This is a genomic window from Pantoea sp. Ae19-2 (assembly GCF_059801205.1).
Genome location: NZ_JBCHWE010000002.1, coordinates 127,860 through 144,413, shown reverse-complemented (window position 1 = coordinate 144,413; position 16,554 = coordinate 127,860). Strand labels below are relative to the sequence as shown.

The window sequence follows — 16,554 nt, the reverse complement described above, 5'->3', positions numbered from 1 at the left end:
ATATTAAAAAATGATGCCCTGCCTGTAGAAGCCACACTGACCATGGTGTACCTGTAATGACGTCCAGCTAAATGCGTCGTTCGTAGCCGTTTTTCCTTTGTTTTCAGCCACGCTTTACGTTTTCTTGTCAGCCCCGGCGCTGACCGTCAAGGCGGTATAACTTCGTTTCTCTGTCTGCAGCCAGAGAAATGATAAAACGACTTTATTTTCTTATGATGACAGTGCATCAATAACTGATTGAACGATATCACCATTTGGCTATAATAGAACAACCAAATGGAGGTGATGATGAAACAGTTCACTTTACCCGTATCCGCTGCAGAACCGGATCGTCTATGGCAATTTGCTGGCCTGAGCAGTGCTGACGGCGTGATGCTGATGGATCAAATCGATGATGGTCTGGACGGCACGGTAGCCAGTCGCATTGTCACCTGGGCGCAAATCTCTCAGGCAGAACTGCGCCGTATGACCGGCATTGCGGGCTCAACCTTCACCCGCGGCGTTAAAAGCCGCTTTACTGCGGAGCAGAGCGAACGGCTGGTGCGTTTTATTCGCGTGATGGATCGTGCGGTTGAGCTGTTTGAGGGTGATAAAGAAAAGGCACGGCAGTGGCTCAATGAGCCTGCGCGCGCCTTAGGCAATAAAAAACCGGCCGATCTGGTTGCGTCAGAAACCGGTGCTTATGAAGTGCTGAAACTCATTACCCGGCTTGAACACGGTGTGTATTCTTGAAGCTCTATCGCATGACCAAAACGCGCTATCTGGGGTCGGCCTGGAGCGGTTTTGGTGCCCGTGAAGGCGGCGGACGCTGGAACAGCGTCGGCGTATCGATGGTCTACGCTTCTGAAACTGCTTCCCTCACCATGCTGGAGACGCTTATCCATCTGCAAAGCGCCAGCGTGCTGGACTTTTTTACCCTCATGAGCATTGACGTTCCCGACAGGCTGATTGAATGGATTGATATCAAGCAACTGCCTGACGACTGGGCCGCACCGGAAGCGCCTGCAGCGCTGCGTTTATTTGGTGATGCCTGGATACAAAGCGGGGGATCGGTCGCACTGCGCGTGCCCAGTGCCCTTTCGCCCGTGGAATCGAATTATCTTCTCAATCCCGAGCATCCTGAATTCAGTGCGATCGTCAGACAGGCGGTAAACATCCCCTTCCTTTTTGACGCACGTTTTTCCCGACAGGTATAAAGCCGACGCATTAATATGCACCTCTTCACGTCGCCCTGCGCCCTGACATCGGGTTGGGCTCCGCTTTGCGATATGTGCTTCAACGTGCACCTTTGTTAACGTTTCGATCGCTGCCGTAAATGGATGTAACAATCGTAAACTTAACGCGCAGCGAAAATATTTTTTACCGGAAACAGGGAAGAATACGCAATAAAAAGCAGTCATCCACCTTTCTGGCCCGGTTGTAAACGCATTGATTAGCGACGGATATTTTCAGGACACCGCATAATTTGCATTAAGTATTTTTCCGTTTTTTGCATCAATTTGTCGTCGATCGTGGTTAAAACAGGATAAGCAGAGTGAATAACTGAGCCATGATGATTAGGAAAAATGAATTTGGCTTAAGGTAGAGGATGCTGGCTAAATGACTGATTAATCGCTGATGTGTTTGCAGACGGCACCGATGTAGATTATTTAAAAGCCAAATTAACCGCCCCGGAAGAATTTCAAATTGTTATTGCGTTAACAATTTTTTACCTCCTTAACAGAAAATTGATGGTTAAGTAATGACAATAAACCGATTTGCAACAACATTTAAAATCAGAAAAACCCCTGATTAATGCATTGTATTTTTAATTCTGGTGTCACTTCATCAGGACAAGAATATGGCAAGCATAAGCACACTCGGCGCTGGTACTAACCTCGACCTCAACACGTTATATGATAATTTACAGTCAGCTGAGCAGGCGCAACTGACACCGATTACTAATCAGCAGGCGTCTTATAATGCGCAGCTGACGGCCTGGGGCGTGGTTCAGAGTTCAATGTCGAAATTGCAAACGGCCGCCTCTGCGCTGGAAAATGCCTCGAGCATTGCCACAACCAAAGTCACCAGCTCAAATACCGCCTTTACTGCCACGCTTGCCAGCGGTGCCGCAGCCGGAAACTATTCCGTTGAGGTCGATCAGCTCGCCGCCGCGCAGTCTCTGCTTTCTAAGTCCGCCAGCAGCGAAAGTACCGATCTCGGTGACAGCAGCATGGCATCACGTACGATTACCATCAGCCAGTCTGGGCAGAAATCGCCGCTGACCGTGACCTTAAACCAGGATCAGACCAGCCTGACAGATATCCGTGATGCAATTAACAAGCAGCAAGGTAGCGTTAATGCCAGCGTGATTATGGCAAACGATAACACCTACTATTTGTCCCTGACCGCACGTGATAGCGGTACCGCGAATGCGATGACCGTCAGCACCAATGACTCGACGCTGTCACAGTATATCAGTTACAGCAGTGGCGGCAGTAATAACGGCATGACACAGCAGGTTGCTGCTCAGGATGCTCAGTTGAAGATAAACGGTTTGGCTATCACGCGCAGCAGCAACATCGTCACCGATGCCCCTGAAGGGGTCACACTGAATCTGAATAAAGTTAACAGCGGTTCCCCTGAAACCTTATCTATCGCCACGGATACCACGCCTATGGCGACGGCGATTCAGACGTACGTTGATGCCTATAATTCCCTGCAAAAAACCATTGCAGATCAGACAAATTATACACCCGTGCAGGAAGGCCAGGCGCCAAGTACCGATAATGGCGATCTGCTGGGGGATAATACGTTAATGAATATCCAGACCAGCCTGCGCAGCCAGTTTTCCGATCCTCAGGGTAGCGGAAGCATTCAGGTACTCTCACAACTCGGCATTACCCAGGACGATAAAGGTGACCTGACGGTAGACAGCACCAAGCTGAATGCCGCCTTAACCAATCAGCCTGCAGATGTTTTAAGTTTTCTGACCGGTGATGGCAAAACTACGGGGTTCGCGACGCAGGTGACCAACAGACTCAATGATATGTTAGCCAGCAACGGCACGGTATCAAACGCGACGACAGGGATTAATACCTCGCTAAAACAGTTGTCTGATCAATATAACAACGTTAATGATCAGATCACCGCGGTCATGGCGCAGTATAAAACGGAGTTCACCAATCTGAGTACGCTGGTGTCTTCAATGACGCAGACGGGGGATTACCTCTCTGCACAGTTCGCAAAAATGTAATTCTGGTTTAACCGAAATTTTTATCTTCCGCGCTGATGGTACACCTTGCCATCAGCGCGCCGCCGTTTGATGTTATCCTTTCCCAGACCGGTTCCTCGTTCTTCCCTTCTCGGCTTAAGCTAAACACAAGAAACCCGTTCAACATTATTACCCGTCCGCTAACCGATGTCTCCGGGCATGAGAGCCAAGGCTGAACTCCCGTCGTTTTTCATGACAAACTGGTTTTAACGCTGCCAGCAATTTTCTTGATTACGGACGTCTGTCTTTCTTGTGGGAAAATGTAAAAAAATAATTATTATCATCGTAATGCCGGATAATGATATATCTTACTTTTTAATTAGGGAGAGTTAATGTAATTTCCTTAATGAGAGGCTGTGTTACAGAAAAAACATGACTCATCATACCATGCGGCTAATAATGCAAATATTTAATCATCTGTGCTTTTTGATGATAAATGCTGTAACAAAAGGTTTTTAACCTTTAAAAAGTTATTCTTCTGATTGAGGTTTGTGTGTGCTTATAATAACTTTTTTCTGAGTTTTTTCTGTATTTGCAACTTCACCGCCCTGTAAAAAAAACCATTCACTAATTAATCTTAACTGGCGTCTTTTCATTAAAGTTTGGCGTGGTTAGCTCGATAATAATAATGCGTAAATAATACGTTTCTATAAGAAGGAATTTACCATGTCAGTGATCAACACAAACGTTCTGTCGTTAATTACTCAAAACAACCTGAATAAGTCACAGTCATCATTGGGTACGGCGATCGAGCGCCTGTCATCAGGCCTGCGTATCAACAGCGCCAAAGATGACGCGGCCGGTGAAGCGATTGCTAACCGTTTCACATCAAATATTGACGGCCTGACGGTTGCCGCACGTAACGCCAATGACGGTATTTCATTGTCTCAGACGGCTGAAGGTGCACTGGATGAAATAAACAACAACCTGCAGCGTGTCCGTGACCTGACTGTTCAGGCTCAGAACAGCTCCAACTCAGCATCCGATATTGACTCAATCCAGGCTGAAGTTAACCAGCGTATGCAGGAGATTGACCGCGATACCAAGCAGACAGATTTCAACGGTCTGAAAGTCCTCAACACGGGATCGGGTAGCAGCACTTACAATTTCCAGGTCGGCGCGCAGGATGGCCAGACTATCGGTATCACTCTGAGTTCCAGTGACAGCTTCGATCTTGCTGCGGCCGGTAACGCCTCGTCAGGCACCGTGCAGAATACCAGCGTGACCACTGGCCAGACAGTTAACGGAACCGCCCGTAGCACTGCGGCTATTGGTTTTGACGTGCTGAAGGGTGCCGTAACCGGCGGTAGTGGTGGCACCGCATCAGGCAGCACCCCACTGGCGGATATCGATAAAGCCATCAAGGCCGTCGACAGTCAGCGCAGCCTGCTGGGTGCATCTCAGAACCGCTTTGAGTCTACAATCAGTAACCTGAATAACACCGTGACTAACCTGACTGCAGCACGAAGCCGTATCCAGGATGCGGACTATGCGACGGAAGTGTCGAACATGTCACGCGCGCAGATTCTGCAGCAGGCGGGCTCGTCGGTACTGGCCCAGGCCAATCAGGTACCTCAGACTATGCTGTCTTTACTTCGTTAATCGACAATTTAAGAACCACGCTTTTTGCAGAGCGTGGTTCTTCTCAGAGGATTAACTTAAATCACCCCTCGCTTACCCTGCGAATAAAATCACTGAACGCGGCTAACTGTTTTGCCAGATGTTCCAGCGTGCCCTGCTCAATCACCTTCCCGGCCTGCTCATCGACTTTATTCTGGATCGCCCCACCCATAAATTCCGGCTTGTTCAGCACCATGGCATCGAGAAATACCAGAATCTGACGCAGGTGATACTGACAACGTGCTCCACCAATAGCGCCCATGGAGCTGGTTTGAATCGCCACCGGTTTTCCCGCCAAAGGTTGATTCGGTACGCGAGATAACCAGTCAATGGCATTCTTTAAACCGCCAGGCACGGAGTAGTTATATTCGGGTGTGACGATAATAACGCCATCAGCCTCGCGAATACGTGCAGCCAGCGTGTCAACCGTGGCGGGGAATCCCTCTGCTTGCTGAAGATCCGCATCGTACAGTGGAATATCCCGAATGGATGGCAGTGCATCTATGGTCATCCCCTCTGGCGCCAGCTGTGGGAGTGCACGCGCGATCATGGCGTTGTACGAGCCTTGCCTCAGGCTTCCCAGCAGCGTGACGATTTTTAACGGTTTGTCAGACATCATCCTTCTCCTTTTGAGTGGCTATGATGATTTACCCGATAAATCCGGATAGCATGTGAATGCGCTCTTCAACAACAAGCAGGTTATATGAGAACCTTTTTACCGATTTTACTCTCTCTGCTGCTCTCTGGCTGTCTGTCCTCACCCTCACCGCGTGAAACATCGACATCACAGCTGGCTAATCCTGCATCCCAACATTGCCTTGCTGTCGGCGGCAAAATTGACAGCGTGAAAACAGCGGCTGGCGAAGAGGGATACTGTACCTTGCCTTCGGGAGAGCGCATAGATGAGTGGGCATTGTACCGCCGCAATACCCCGTAAAACCGGACGGCGGCATCATCTTTAAGGGAGTATCGCATTATGCCTACCCCGGATAACTATCTCGTCCGGCAAGCAACGACGCATGATCTGGCAGGCATCACGGCACTGCTTCAGGAAAACGCAGCGGGCAATGGCGGCGCGCTGAATGGCGATTTCCCCGCCGAAAAAGTTGCCGGCATGCTGAATCACCCCGGCGCCATAGTGGCAGTCGCGCAGTGTGCGGCAGGGATTGCCGGCGTGTTATTTAGCACCTCATCATTCCGGCAAGGCCCGGAGGTGGTGAACGCCATGTTGCGTGCCTGGCCGCCCGGGAAGCAGTGCTGGATTTATGGCCCGGCCTGCATCAGCACCCGGGCCCGCGGTCAGGGCCTGCTGCTGCGTCTGTACGATGAACTGCGCAGTCACTACGGTACTAAGGCCCCGGTGCTGTTTATCCAGGCTGATAATCGTCGATCAATTCAGGCGCACGAGCGTCTTGGCATGACCCAGGTGGCGCAGTTTTACATCAGCAACGTCCATTTTTTGGTCTACAGCCATTAATTGTCCTTCACGCCCTATGGCACAAATTGAAACCTGCACCTGATACAGGCTCTAAAATTAATCTGAAAGGGTTAAGGGAGAACGCAGGATGATCAAAATTTGCCTCACGTGCGGCACGTCATATCAACAGCAGGATGTTCACATTGACCGCTGTAAAATCTGTGAGGACGAACGTCAGTATGTCCCGGCAACAGGACAACAGTGGATTTCACCTGAGGCGTTGCATGCGGCCCACAGTAATAAATGGTCTCAGCTGGAAAAGGGATTATTCAGCCTGCAAACGGTTCCTGAATTTGCTATTGGCCAGCGGGCCTTTCTTGTAAAGGGCGCGCAGGGCAACGTACTTTGGGACTGCATTCCTGATCTTGACGATGCCACGATTGACATCGTTCGTGCCCTGGGCGGCATCAGCGCGATTGCGGTTTCTCATCCTCATTACTACAGCACCATGCAAGACTGGGCAGCGGTCTTTGATGCGCCGATTTACCTGCACGCCAGTGACAGCGAGTGGATTATGCGTGATAGCCCCTATTTGCGGTTATGGGAAGGTGAGACAAAAACCCTCATGCCTGATGTGACACTGTTACGTCTGGGAGGGCACTTTGAAGGTGGAACCGTGCTGCATTGGGCAAAGGAGGATGGCATCGTGCTGTCTGGTGATATCGTGCAGGTTAGCGCAGGGTCAAACGCAGTCTCTTTTATGTGGAGTTATCCCAATATGCTTCCTTTACCCGCCGCGACAATCACTGCGATCGTCAATCGACTTCAACCCTATGATTTCAGGAAACTTTACAGCGCATTTGAAGGGCGCGATATTATTGCCGATGCCAGCAGTGTGGTGAAGCAGTCGGCGCAAAAATATATCGATTGTTTACGCTAACCGCGGCGGACAGGTCCAGCGCTGTCAGCCATCAAACTTATCGACCAGATTCACGGGGCCTGACGCTTAGTGGAATGAAAACTCACGCTAAGAAATTATGGTAAGCAAAAAGATCATTATTAGATCCTTTTTGCTTGTGAGAATCTTAGCTGCTATATGCCTCTGAATTGGGCTTATGACGAATGTCAATGACCGTCAATGATCTGATTTTTCCGGCAAACCCATTTCGACCGTTTCAAGGGATTTGAGCATAAAGGGAGTAAAATCGACTTCTTTTTTACCGTCGACGAGCATTGGTCTTGAACCGCAGAAAGCAGAATAGCTCTGGTTTTGCATCAGGCAGAATGACAGCTTTTTCTTCACCCCTTTCTTTTTTTCCTCCAGAGGAATATTGCTGTCGATAACTGCATAACCACGGGCATTGACGGACCGGATATTATACAGCTCCAGAGGCTGCAGCTCGCTCAGGCTTTTTATGCCATAAACCTCCAGAGAGCGCCGGGTTTCTTCTCTGTTCCGGTTATATTTTTTCTTTTTCCACTGTTCCGTTTTTTTATCAAAATAGACTTTTTCAGCAAGCGATCTGTTTGGTCCGTATCCGTCATGGATGACATCAACAGAAAACAGGCAAAGCCACGGGCTGGGACCTGATGGCGGATATTTATTATGTTCAGGTGGGTAGAATAATTTTAATGAAACAATTCCACAGCCTGTATCTGCCAGGTAGTCATATTGATGTAATGTTTTTTGGTAAAAAGGCAGAGCACTGAATTTGTCTGGAGCGGTAATCTCCGGGGTTATTTCTCCTGAGGAAAAAAACGGGATTGCCATCAGCAGTAATAATTTTTTCATCAGCCTCTCCTTAGCTGGTCTGATTCGGGTTTTTCGTTGACCGGGTTGTTATGGCTGTCCGGGAATTTCTGCTCAGTGAGGACGGCTATCGCACTACCGTAGACGCAGCAGCGTGCATCAAAACCATTCAGCCCCTGATAGTGTTCGTTATCGATCTGACCTGGCAGGTTAACGGCCGCGCTGGCCTGCCAGAAGGCCAGGCTGCGGTAGTAAATCTTTATCCCGCTTCGCCGGGGGGTGACGCTGCACCGCTCCAGTAGATGTTCGGCATCGGCGTAAGGGGCCATTCCTCTTGCCACCCAGTAAAATCCGGCGCTGCTGGCCGCCTCATGAAGGTCGCTGCTGACGTTATTCCGCCACCGGATGATATTTTCAGGAATGTGGTTTTCAGTATCCGACAGGTGATTGTCGGTATAACGAATGTTCCGGTGTGAATACAGACGACGGTATTCCCTGATCAGGGTGTTCCTGATATTTTCAGGGCAGACTCGTCCCCTGAAGCTGAAATAATCGAAGTAGTTTTCAGGGTTAGTCAGCTGTAACAGGCCGCGCCCGTACCACGGGTAGTACCAGATGTTGTAGTGCCGGATGACCTGATGCGTGCGCGGGTCTGTTTCCGTATAGCGGTACCCTTCCTCCATCGACCCCAGCCAGCCCGTTTCCTGAATGCCGTTTCTCAGGAAGCAGGCGATGCGGTGCGGGGTGGTAATCAGGTATTTCTGCATTGCCCTGTTCAAGTGCGTGCGGATATTGTCCGGAACGCTGCCGGCACCGTCCCGGTAATTTATGGCCTCCCAGCGGTAATCATTCCGGCCGGCCGTTCTTAACGCGTTCCGGGGAACAAGCTGCTTCAGCTCTGATTTGCTGATCCAGCAACACCTGCGGAAATGGGTTATGAAGGCCAGCGGGTGGAAATGCCACAGCCTGCCGGTGCCGTGTTCGCCGGTATCAAAGCATAGCGCTGAGGCATGACTTTTCAGCCGTTCATAGTCTTCTTCTGACATGGGCGGAACATCGCCAGAGCCATTCCTGAGCCAAGCGTAACGCTGGTCAAAGGTTGTAGCATTCCACTCCAGCGGAAAATGGCAGACCAGACGGTCGCTCAGGTCGCTGAAATGTCCGCTGTCCTGTAATCCGGCGATAAGGGGGGAATTACACTGACTGTTGTCGTCCGTGTCATCCTCCACCATCCGCCACCCCGTCCAGTGCGGGAAGTCGGCATCGCTGAATTTTTTGATGTCAGGGGAGGCCAGATTGACCGTGCCCGTTCCGCCGGGAAAGCCGACGGTACGCCACAGCGGGGCATCAGCGGGCGTCAGGGTTTCATGTTCAGTACTGATAACACGGCCGAAGCAGAGGAGTTCGAACCCGGCAGACGGATTCTGCGGGTACAGGCGTCTGGCTGTCCGGTACAGGTTGTATTCATACGGAATTTCATCATCAGCATCCTGTACGGTATCAGTGTTGACTAATGGCTCTCCCACGGAGTCGAACCATGCCTCAGTGATGGCGTTCTGCCTGCGTGTGAGCATCGTGCAGTCGCCTTTTTCGAAAGTCATGCTGACGAAGAGTGGTTCCGTGGTGGTATGAACTGCGTTCAGGCGGGTCGTGTCCGGTGAGGCAGTGTCAGGCACTGAGGCGTAAAAGTGAGTACCGGGCGGCAGATAAAAATGGATATCGCCGTATAGGGTGTCCGTTCTGCCGTCACGGGTGATATCGAGTTCGGGCGTGGTGCGTCCGGTCAGTTTTAGCATGTTCTCGTTGTCACAGAACACCTGAAAATGAAAAGCATTGGTTTCGCTAACCATACCACTCTGCCCGATGCGGTCCTTGCGCCAGACTTTTGCTCCTGCCCTGATTACTGGGTCTAGTCGATCCATGAGATGCATGTAAAGGGAGTAATACACGACATTGCAGTTTTCACCGATATCGGTCTGATGCTTTAGCAGCACATACCCGTCATCAGTTCTGCCATCATAATTCAGCGGGAAAGTATCGCGTTTGTCTGTGGAAGACGGAGAACGAAAAGAAACAACTTCACCATCCGCAATCGCGCGGACAAACTCAATACGGTCGTAGCCTTCCTCGCGGCGGTCAGTGTGGAGAACGTGCACACCGCCGTGCCATGACGCGTGACGGTTGAGCGGGAAGTCCTTGTCGATATCCACGGGCATCATTCTGTTGACCCATGATACGTCGCTCTCTCCGGCATTCCGGGGGCGGACAAACGGCGGGCTAATTATCATGCTGACTCCCTGTCTGATTTGTAGAATCCATTAAAGCGCAATTTTATTTAAATAAGCATTGTCCACTGGCAAAGAAAATTAAGAAATACTTACGCCTCACCAGATATTTTATAGACCGTGGACCGGGCAATATTCAGTCGGCGGGCTATTTCAGAGGCACCCACGCAGAGCCATTACCTGTTCCCGGTTGATTGTTCGCTTGCGGCCGAAGCGGATGCCTTTCAGTTTTGCTTCCTGTCTGCCTTCATTTGTACGTTCCAGAATTCTCTGCCGCTCGGCCTGCACGAGGGCTGACAGAATAGTGACCACCATTTTTCCCCATGTCTCCATCAGTGCTGATTCCGTCATCGATAAACCGGACAGTCACGACCCGGGCGTCGAATGCTTTAATCAACTGGATCATATCGGCAGTGTCACGGCCAAGACAATCTAGCTTCTTCACCAGAATGGCATCGCCTTCCTCCACCTTTATGCGCATGAGGTCAAGCCCCGGACGATCGACTGATGTCATCTTCGGCTGTGACATACAGTCACCTTTAGTGATGGGGTTTATCTCGTAACACGATGTAAGTTTTCTGCTTTTAGACATTGCAAAAAAAGACATTACGCAGGGGCGCACTGTCGATTTACCTGCCAGGCTCAACGTAGCTGGCCACAGGGTATCTCACGCTGCCTTGCCCGATCGGGCCTTGTACATTAGATATCTGACCTACCCTGCTATCACGTCCGCTACGGGCACAAAGCGATCGTTGAGCCAGACCTTTAGCCTGACCAGGACTACAGCGATAAGTGCAGAGATGCGGCTCAGCGCCGTACGCCCGACGTAGTCGGGTACAGCCCTTTAAATGATGTGATTTCATGCGTTTAGCTGAAAATCCAGGCGGGAGAGCGGTGCTATCAGGACGCACGTTCTTGCGCTGCCGGGCATCAGTCGGGTTCGTCTGAAGCAAGGCGCATCGTCGCCCTGGCTACCCAGAAGGATTACCCGATGGGGCGCGGGTTTAGTGTCCGCGCGATGAAGGGGAGCGGGTCGCGGCGGTTTATGAGTCAGTGAGAAAGACGTTCATGTGCGGATGAAGGTGAGCGGCGAAAAGTCGTCTTGTCGTGAATAATTTTCGGTGTTGCTGCGCTGATAGGGATGGTTGATTCAACACACTATCAGCGCTATATAAATCTTGGAGTTTGGTTCTATATTGCTCAGGCGCAAGGTGAACCGGGTTGCCCCGGGACAGAAAAGCCGCCGCATGAAGCCAGGATTTACTCCGCAACGTCGTCGTCTAGATTTTCTACGCAGACCGCCAAGGTATCCTAAAAATGTCAAACGCTGACAGCGACGCCGTCCCGTTGCAAACGTGCATGAAGCATGACGACCCGCCATTACGCGCAGGCGTTGACGCCGCCCCGGGAAGGCCAGGAATTGAAGCCCGATGGACATCGAGTGCCAAGAGCGGAATCGGCACGGCCCTTTCATCAGACTCGCGCGTCTGGTTCACATTGAGCCACGGCGTTCTCAACGAAATCTATTATCCACGCGTTGACAGCGCCTGTACCCGCGATTGCGTCTTCGTTATCACGGGGCCTGAAGGTTATTTCTCCGAAGAAAAGCGCGACTGCCTGACCGAAACCCGAACCCACTCGCCAGGCATTCCGGCCTTCACAATCACCAACACGGCGCGTGACGGCCTCTACAGGCTTGAGAAGGACATCATTACGGATCCGGCCCGTGACTGTGTGCTGCAGCGGGTCCGCTTCACCGCGTTGAAGGGGAACGTTGAGGATTACACCGTCACCGCACTGCTCGCTCCCCATCTGGTGAATGCCGGACAAATGAACGCCGCCTGGATCGGCGAATTTGACGATAAGCCAGTGCTTTTCGCCACCGGCCGCTCCCGCTATCTGACGCTCGTCTGCGACATCCCCTGGACGGCAATGAGCGCCGGGTTTGTCGGTATGTCAGACGGCTGGCAGCAGCTTAAAGAACAGGGACGCCTTGTTAACCAATACCGGCGGGCAGACGATGGCAATGTCGCGCTTGCCGGAGAGCTGGCGTTCACCAGCGCCTGCAGTGAAGCCACGCTGGCTATTGGTTTCGGCCAAACGGAATCCGAGGCCGCAGCGGCGGCAACGGCCAGTCTTAACGCGGGCTTTGATAAAGCGCGCGATGGGTATATTCGCAACTGGCAAGCGTGGCAGGACAGGCTCATTCCACTCGATCAAGAAGCGCGAAACGGCGTCAATACATACCGGGTTTCAACGGCGGTACTGGCCTCGCACAGAGCCGCTGATTGCCCCGGCGCCGTTGTCGCGAGCCTGACGATACCCTGGGGATTTTCGAAGGGCGATGACGATCTTGGCGGCTATCATCTGGTCTGGCCGCGAGACCTGGTCGAAACGGCAGGGGGTTTCCTGGCCGCAGGCGACGCCGACCAGGCACTCGCCATTCTGGAATATCTCCGTCGTGTTCAGGAGCCCTCCGGGCGCTGGCCACAGAACCTGTGGCTGGATGGAAAACCCTACTGGCCAGGCATCCAGATGGATGAGTGTGCATTCCCCCTTCTGCTTATGGATATGCTGCGCAGACTCGGCTATCTCAACAATAAAGCGCAGAAACGCTTTATGCCTATGCTACGCCGCGCGGCCTGCTACATTTTGACCAACGGCCCGGCGACCGCGGAGGACCGCTGGGAGGAAGACTCAGGCTACAGCCCGTTTACCCTGGCGGTTGAGATCGCTGCACTGCTTGCCGCCGCGGATCTGCTTTCGATAGACGGAGATGAAGCGGCGGCAAACCACCTGCGAGAAACCGCAGACTGCTGGAATGAGCAGATTGAAAAATGGACCTTTGCCGGGGATCCCCATTTTTGCACCTCGATTGGCATTTCCGGTCACTATGTCCGCATCGCGCCGTCGGGCGCAACGGATGAGGTCAGCGCATCCGGCAATACCGAGATTCGCAACCAGACACCGGATCGGGCGCTTCTGCCGACCGCTGATGTGCTGAGCCCGGATGCCCTGGCACTGGTGCGTTTCGGCCTGCGTGCAGCGGACGACCCGCACATCCTTGATACGATAAAGGCTATTGACCACAGTCTTCGGGTCGATTTACCCCAGGGGCCATTGTGGTATCGGTACACCGGTGATGGCTATGGCGAACACGCAGACGGCGCGCCGTTCGACGGTATCGGCCAGGGGCGTCCATGGCCTCTGCTGGCGGGCGAACGCGCGCATTACGAGCTGGCAGCGGGCAGGCACGACGCGGCTGAGGCGCTCCTGGCCACGCTGGAAAAATCGGCAGGCTCGGGCGGGCTGTTACCGGAACAGGTATGGGACGGCCCCGATATTCCTGATAAGGCGCTGTTCTTCGGGCGTCCTTCCGGTAGCGCCATGCCGCTTGTCTGGGCACATTCCGAACACATTAAACTGCTGCGATCGCTTCGCGATGGCGCGGTCTTCGATATGCCACCCCAAGGCGTTGAACGCTATATCAGAAATCAGACCGTATCGCATTTGCGCATATGGCGCTTTAACAACCGCGTATCCTCCCTTCCTGTCGGGAAGCAACTGAGGCTGGAAACGGAAGCGAACGCCCTGGTGCACTGGAGTACGGATGACTGGGCTACCGTTTCTGACTCCCCGGCGCGCTCATCGGGGCTTGGAACCTATTACGTGGACCTGCCTGTACAGCACGAAACCGCAGGAACCCGCGTTGTCTTTACCTTTTACTGGCCTGACGTTGAACATTGGGAAAACACCGATTTTACCGTTCACGTCGTAAATGAACCGAACGATCAAACCCGCATTGGCAATGGAGAATGATATGCAGATTGGAATGGTAGGTCTCGGCCGCATGGGCGCCAACATGGTACGTCGCCTTCTTAAACAGGGCCACGAATGCGTCGTTTACGACGTGAACGCCGATAACGTTGACGCGCTGGTTAAAGAAGGCGCAAACGGCGCGTTATCCCCTGGCGATCTGATTGCGAAGCTGGAGGCGCCGCGCGCGGTCTGGCTCATGCTCCCCGCGGCGATCACACCAAAGATTGCGCGGGAGTTCGCAGCAGCGCTGAATAAGGGCGACGCTATTATCGATGGGGGCAACTCCTTTTACCGTGAAGCTATCGACCTCGCCGGGGAATTTTCACCTCTCGGAATCGACTATATCGACGTCGGCACATCGGGTGGCGTTTGGGGCCTCGAGCGTGGCTACTCCCTGATGATTGGCGGCCCGCAGGCGGCCGTGAAGCGCCTGGACCCGATTTTTGCGTCGCTTGCGCCCGGTGCCGGTCAGAACATTGCGGAAGATGCGGCCCTGGGCACGGCGCCGAGAGGTTATCTTCATTGCGGGCCAGCAGGCGCCGGACACTTCGTCAAGATGGTACATAATGGCATTGAATATGGTGTCATGGCCGCCTATGCCGAAGGCCTGAACATTTTAAAGGCCGCCAATAGCGGAACCGGCGAGCGGGAGGCTGATGCGGAAACCGCGCCCCTTTCCAGTCCGCAATATTATCGTTTTGATATCAACCTTCCCGCCGTTACAGAGGTATGGCGACATGGTTCGGTGATCGGCTCCTGGCTGCTGGATCTGACAGCTGAAGCGTTGAAACAGGACCCGAATCTCAACCATTATGATGGCCGCGTGTCTGATTCCGGTGAAGGGCGCTGGACATTGCAGGCGGCTGTCGACACGGGCGTTCCTGCTCCGGTTCTCGCGTCTGCTCTTTTCGGGCGTTTCTCTTCTCGTGGCGAAGCACTGTTTGCCGAAAAAGTCCTCTCAGCCATGCGGCACGCCTTCGGCGGCCATTTGGAAAAAACCAGGTAACGCGGAGGTACACAGCGATGGCGCAGCAACGATCAGATGTGCTGGTAGTGTTCGGTGTCACCGGCGATCTTGCCTACAAGATGATCTTCCCTTCTCTCTATGCAATGGTGAAGCGTAAAACGCTTAGTACGCCCATTATCGGTGTTGCATTTGAAGACTGGACGCGTGACCAGTTGATCGCGCGTGCAAAAGAGGCGGTTGAAAAACATGTCGATGTGGTCGATCAGGCGGTCTTTGCCGCACTGGCGGACAGGCTTTCCTACGTTTCAGGCGATTATCGATCTCAGTCAACATTCGACGGGCTGCGCGAGGCGCTTGCCGGTCATCATAACCCGCTCTACTACCTTGCCATTCCCCCCTCCCTGTTCGAAACGGTTGCGGGGGGGCTGGCAGAGGCCGGTATCGCGAAAAACGCCCGACTTATGGTGGAAAAGCCGTTTGGCCGCGATCTCGCTTCGGCAAAGCAGCTGAACGAGGTGCTGCACAAGGTTTTCGATGAGGACGCGATTTTCCGCATCGACCACTTTCTGGGCAAGGAGGCTATCCAGAACCTCCTCTACTTTCGCTTTGCGAACAGCTTCCTTGAACCCATATGGAATCGCGAACATATCGAAAGCGTTCAGATCACCATGGCTGAGGACTTCGGCATCAAGGGACGCGGCAAATTCTATGACGAAGTTGGCTGCATCCGTGACGTGATCCAGAATCACCTGGTTAATGTGCTTCTGTTACTTGCCATGGAACCGCCCTCCTCCGGCGCATCCGACGATCTGGTTGATGAGAAAGTCCAGGTGTTAAAGGCCATGCCGCCTCTGTCAGACGATGACGTGGTACGGGGTCAGTTTGAAGGCTATACCGATGAACCGGGTGTCGCCGCGTCTTCTCCGACGGAGACCTTCGCTGCTGTTCGCTTTCAGATTACAACGTGGCGCTGGAGTGGCGTTCCCTTCTATATCCGTGCTGGGAAAAATTTACCCGCGCATGCCACGGAAGTGGTTGTGCGCTTCAGGCGACCGCCGGTTACCCTTTTTGATGAAATTACCGACGAGCCCGCCAACTATATCCGCTTTCGCCTCGGCCCGGATATTACGATCGGCATCGGCGCGAGACGCAAGGCGTCCGGCGAAAAGATGCGGGGTGAAGCAGTCGAACTCACCGCGCTTGACGATGGTCTGGGCGATATGGCGCCCTACGAGCGGCTGATTGGCGATGCCATGGCGGGCGATCGTCAGCTTTTCACTAGGCAGGATGCAGCAGAACTGGCTTGGAAAATCGTCGAACCCGTACTGAAGGATAAAACCGTTCCACCTGCCTACAAACCAGGAACCTGGGGGCCTGCCGCTATGGCGGACTTTATGCCCCCCGGCGGCTGGGTCGATCCCGTTTGAGCCTATGGAGAATTAC

13 protein-coding genes and 1 pseudogene are annotated in these 16,554 nt (G+C 52.9%); 10 read left to right on the top strand and 4 right to left on the bottom strand.

Annotated elements, in window-relative coordinates; translation table 11 throughout:
* Window positions 1-288 precede the first annotated feature (288 nt).
* From AAIE03_RS21290 to AAIE03_RS21275, 4 genes are all read left to right on the top strand, one after another.
* Window positions 289-732, top strand: coding sequence for an Xre family toxin-antitoxin system antitoxin (locus AAIE03_RS21290; RefSeq protein WP_014598335.1), 444 nt, complete (start codon window positions 289-291; stop codon window positions 730-732).
* Window positions 729-1,196, top strand: a complete 468-nt coding sequence (locus tag AAIE03_RS21285) for an RES family NAD+ phosphorylase (protein ID WP_013027861.1) — start codon at window positions 729-731, stop codon at window positions 1,194-1,196. The genes AAIE03_RS21290 and AAIE03_RS21285 overlap by 4 nt, the downstream gene beginning before the upstream one ends.
* 644 nt (window positions 1,197-1,840) lie before the next feature.
* Window positions 1,841-3,235, top strand: a complete 1,395-nt coding sequence (fliD, locus tag AAIE03_RS21280) for a flagellar filament capping protein FliD (RefSeq protein ID WP_014333136.1) — start codon at window positions 1,841-1,843, stop codon at window positions 3,233-3,235.
* A gap of 684 nt (window positions 3,236-3,919) precedes the next feature.
* On the top strand, window positions 3,920-4,855 hold the full coding sequence (locus AAIE03_RS21275) for a flagellin N-terminal helical domain-containing protein (RefSeq protein ID WP_013027859.1): 936 nt from the start codon (window positions 3,920-3,922) through the stop codon (window positions 4,853-4,855).
* Between the two features lie 61 nt (window positions 4,856-4,916).
* Here the strand turns inward: AAIE03_RS21275 and AAIE03_RS21270 are convergent, their stop codons facing one another.
* Window positions 4,917-5,489, bottom strand: coding sequence for an NADPH-dependent FMN reductase (locus AAIE03_RS21270; RefSeq protein ID WP_089517892.1), 573 nt, complete (start codon window positions 5,487-5,489; stop codon window positions 4,917-4,919).
* 87 nt (window positions 5,490-5,576) lie between these two features.
* Between AAIE03_RS21270 and AAIE03_RS21265 the strand changes: the two genes are divergently transcribed.
* The 3 genes from AAIE03_RS21265 (at window position 5,577) to AAIE03_RS21255 (ending at window position 7,230) form a co-directional block, all read left to right on the top strand.
* Window positions 5,577-5,810 (top strand): putative hemolysin, encoded by a 234-nt coding sequence (locus tag AAIE03_RS21265; RefSeq protein ID WP_013027857.1) that lies wholly within the window; start codon window positions 5,577-5,579, stop codon window positions 5,808-5,810.
* A 39-nt stretch (window positions 5,811-5,849) separates the two neighbouring features.
* A complete protein-coding gene (locus AAIE03_RS21260) occupies window positions 5,850-6,350 on the top strand; it encodes a GNAT family N-acetyltransferase (protein WP_089517891.1) in 501 nt (166 codons plus the stop codon).
* 88 nt (window positions 6,351-6,438) lie between these two features.
* Window positions 6,439-7,230: an MBL fold metallo-hydrolase gene (locus AAIE03_RS21255; protein ID WP_064352102.1), complete on the top strand. Its 792-nt coding sequence runs from the start codon at window positions 6,439-6,441 to the stop codon at window positions 7,228-7,230.
* 195 nt (window positions 7,231-7,425) lie between these two features.
* Here AAIE03_RS21255 and AAIE03_RS21250 read toward each other — a convergent pair whose 3' ends face one another.
* From AAIE03_RS21250 to AAIE03_RS21240, 3 genes and pseudogenes are all read right to left on the bottom strand, one after another.
* Entirely contained in the window at window positions 7,426-8,082 is a 657-nt protein-coding gene (locus AAIE03_RS21250) for a hypothetical protein (protein ID WP_019105829.1), read from the bottom strand.
* Entirely contained in the window at window positions 8,082-10,328 is a 2,247-nt protein-coding gene (locus AAIE03_RS21245; RefSeq protein ID WP_026021007.1) for a M23 family metallopeptidase, read from the bottom strand. The genes AAIE03_RS21250 and AAIE03_RS21245 overlap by 1 nt, the downstream gene beginning before the upstream one ends.
* A gap of 89 nt (window positions 10,329-10,417) precedes the next feature.
* Window positions 10,418-10,836, bottom strand: a pseudogene (locus tag AAIE03_RS21240) (recombinase family protein); the annotation flags it as partial.
* Window positions 10,837-11,642: 806 nt separating this feature from the next.
* Here AAIE03_RS21240 and AAIE03_RS21235 point away from each other — a divergent pair.
* Genes AAIE03_RS21235 through zwf form a run of 3 tightly spaced genes read left to right on the top strand, consistent with a single transcriptional unit; the run spans window position 11,643 to window position 16,538 of the window.
* Window positions 11,643-14,144, top strand: a complete 2,502-nt coding sequence (locus AAIE03_RS21235; protein ID WP_498563186.1) for a glucan 1,4-alpha-glucosidase — start codon at window positions 11,643-11,645, stop codon at window positions 14,142-14,144.
* A 1-nt stretch (window position 14,145) separates the two neighbouring features.
* Entirely contained in the window at window positions 14,146-15,150 is a 1,005-nt protein-coding gene (gnd, locus tag AAIE03_RS21230) for a phosphogluconate dehydrogenase (NAD(+)-dependent, decarboxylating) (protein ID WP_498563185.1), read from the top strand.
* A gap of 17 nt (window positions 15,151-15,167) precedes the next feature.
* On the top strand, window positions 15,168-16,538 hold the full coding sequence (gene zwf, locus AAIE03_RS21225; protein WP_022622891.1) for a glucose-6-phosphate dehydrogenase: 1,371 nt from the start codon (window positions 15,168-15,170) through the stop codon (window positions 16,536-16,538).
* The last annotated feature ends 16 nt before the right edge of the window (window positions 16,539-16,554 follow it).

Bases quoted from the DNA above. Each gene is read 5' to 3' on its own strand.
- AAIE03_RS21290 (WP_014598335.1), top strand. From the start codon at position 289: ATGAAACAGTTCACTTTACCCGTATCCGCTGCAGAACCGGATCGTCTA.
- AAIE03_RS21260 (WP_089517891.1), top strand. From the start codon at position 5,850: ATGCCTACCCCGGATAACTATCTCGTCCGGCAAGCAACGACGCATGAT.
- AAIE03_RS21245 (WP_026021007.1), bottom strand. From the start codon at position 10,328: ATGATAATTAGCCCGCCGTTTGTCCGCCCCCGGAATGCCGGAGAGAGC.
- fliD (WP_014333136.1), top strand. From the start codon at position 1,841: ATGGCAAGCATAAGCACACTCGGCGCTGGTACTAACCTCGACCTCAAC.
- AAIE03_RS21255 (WP_064352102.1), top strand. From the start codon at position 6,439: ATGATCAAAATTTGCCTCACGTGCGGCACGTCATATCAACAGCAGGAT.
- AAIE03_RS21275 (WP_013027859.1), top strand. From the start codon at position 3,920: ATGTCAGTGATCAACACAAACGTTCTGTCGTTAATTACTCAAAACAAC.
- AAIE03_RS21270 (WP_089517892.1), bottom strand. From the start codon at position 5,489: ATGTCTGACAAACCGTTAAAAATCGTCACGCTGCTGGGAAGCCTGAGG.
- AAIE03_RS21265 (WP_013027857.1), top strand. From the start codon at position 5,577: ATGAGAACCTTTTTACCGATTTTACTCTCTCTGCTGCTCTCTGGCTGT.
- AAIE03_RS21250 (WP_019105829.1), bottom strand. From the start codon at position 8,082: ATGAAAAAATTATTACTGCTGATGGCAATCCCGTTTTTTTCCTCAGGA.
- zwf (WP_022622891.1), top strand. From the start codon at position 15,168: ATGGCGCAGCAACGATCAGATGTGCTGGTAGTGTTCGGTGTCACCGGC.
- AAIE03_RS21235 (WP_498563186.1), top strand. From the start codon at position 11,643: ATGTCAAACGCTGACAGCGACGCCGTCCCGTTGCAAACGTGCATGAAG.
- gnd (WP_498563185.1), top strand. From the start codon at position 14,146: ATGCAGATTGGAATGGTAGGTCTCGGCCGCATGGGCGCCAACATGGTA.